At 42.1% G+C, this 1,934-nt stretch carries 1 protein-coding gene and 1 pseudogene; one reads left to right on the forward strand and one right to left on the reverse strand.

Going from position 1 to position 1,934, the window contains the following annotated elements; translation table 11 throughout:
- Positions 1-124 precede the first annotated feature (124 nt).
- Positions 125-406, reverse strand: a pseudogene (locus tag F6K51_RS36500) (transposase family protein); the annotation flags it as partial.
- Between the two features lie 619 nt (positions 407-1,025).
- Here F6K51_RS36500 and F6K51_RS36505 point away from each other — a divergent pair.
- Complete coding sequence (locus F6K51_RS36505; RefSeq protein WP_293030857.1) at positions 1,026-1,823, forward strand: hypothetical protein; 798 nt, start codon at positions 1,026-1,028, stop codon at positions 1,821-1,823.
- The last annotated feature ends 111 nt before the right edge of the window (positions 1,824-1,934 follow it).

The following is a 1,934-nucleotide window of genomic DNA, read 5'->3' on the forward strand; positions in this document are numbered from 1 at the left end:
TCCGTTCCCACTGGTCCGAGACGCAAAGCATAGCGGCGTATCATGATAGCACAGCTCCTGATTGACTAAACTCTCTACAGCTACCGATTCTAAACTAAATTGATACCTATTTGATGACACGCCCTAGGGCTTCTGGGTCTAGACGGGCAAATACACGAGCAAAGGTATCATGAGACGGTATCGAGTTGGGTAAATCGAGAAATGTTTTCAGCCAGTCTTCTTTAGCTTGGCCGTAGGTTTCAATATCAACCCAACCTTCGGCTCCGGCTAGAGTAGCTAACAGGGCGATGGCAATAATGTCCAACAGGTGATGGCTACACAGGTGTTTCGCTCTCGGGTCTTCTATGCCACCAAAGCATTGGTTTAGAGTGGCTTTGAGTATTACTTGTGACTCACTGAGTTTGATCACGGGTGGTGGTGGGAGTGGAAGCAACTTACTAGTTTACACCATTGTTCCCTCTTTTTTATATGCGTTTACCCTGGATAGGTTCATATCAGATCTTATCAGATCTTATCAGATCTTATCTCTCAAGAGATTTAAATAATTCTTAATTTTTAGATAGTTTTTTTGTGATAATAATTAGAGTATGGTGCTGGATGTGGTGGTATTGCCAAAAATTATTCAAACGCTATCCGTAGTGTAACTACATACAGGTTTTAACAGTACAGATAAGTGGTTCAAAAATTTTTGGCAACACTACCAGATTGATTGCCCCGAACATAGCAATGGAGACTTTTCCGACATCCTCTAAAGCGCTAAGAGTCCTATTCTATAGATCATTGAGCTAAGCCTTGCTCAAGTTTGGAGGTTTTCAAAAGTTTTTCTATTATGCCAGGAGCAGAAAATATCATTTAGCAACCTTGAGGAGAAAGGAACCAATTTTTGTCCACATTGCAGAGTTGTCATATTTGATGATGTGATTATTATGTTGCGACTAATAACAAGGGTTTTTCTACTGGCGGTTGTGTTTGTGTTTCTATTGACATGTATTCCCGTACAGGCTTTAGCTCAAGAAAGTCAAGGGATGGTTACAAGTTTTCTTGAACTCAAGAGTTCAGAGTATGGGGCACTTGAACCGCTAAGTACTCGTTTTACCCTGTCTAATAATTCTGACATACCACTAAGCATATTGAAATGGAATACACCACTTGAGGGGTTCAATCACGATATGTTTTTGATCAACAAATCAGGAGGTGAATCCGTTGCATATACGGGTCGTCTGGTAAAAAGAGGAGTCCCTCAACCTGATGACTATCTTACTCTCAAGCCAGGTGAAAGTGTTTTGGTAGAAGTAGATTTGGCTCAGGCTTATGAGATTTATGAGTCAGGTGACTACAGTGTCACCTTTAAATCCGAGATCTTGGATGTGGAATCAAAAACTCCTACTGAACTAGCGGCAAAAGCCCAAACACAAGGTCTGAGCTCGCCGAAAATCTTGGAGTCCAATACAGTCTCATTTAAATTGCTTACCAGCAGACCGAAGTCAGAACCTGAAGCTTTACTACCGGAAACTTCGCTAAAGAATGATTTGGATCTTAAACCAGAAGATATTTTGTCTAAGGAAATCAACAGGGCTAAACAAACACCCGTCTTCGAAGGTTGTTCTGCTGAGCGACAGAATAGCTTAAATCAAGCACTAACTAAGGCTGAAACGATAGCTGAGGTGGCCTTGTTCGATTTACAGAACACACCAACAAATAAAAGGTCTAATGCCCAGCGCTATAAAACCTGGTTTGGTTCCTACACTCAGGCAAGATATAGTAAAGTGTCAAGCAATTTCGAGAAGATCTACGATGCTTTAGCCAAGTGCGGCTTGTTCTGAGTAGGAGCCTCCCTCACCGGGAGGGGTATGACTCAGGTAACTCGCGGGGAAAACCCCAAAAAGAGTTATAACTATTCATCTGGATGGCGGTGCAAACCCGACCCCTAGAAG

Origin of the sequence: Moorena sp. SIO3I8 (genome assembly GCF_010692325.1) — a bacterium.
GTDB lineage: Bacteria > Cyanobacteriota > Cyanobacteriia > Cyanobacteriales > Coleofasciculaceae > Moorena.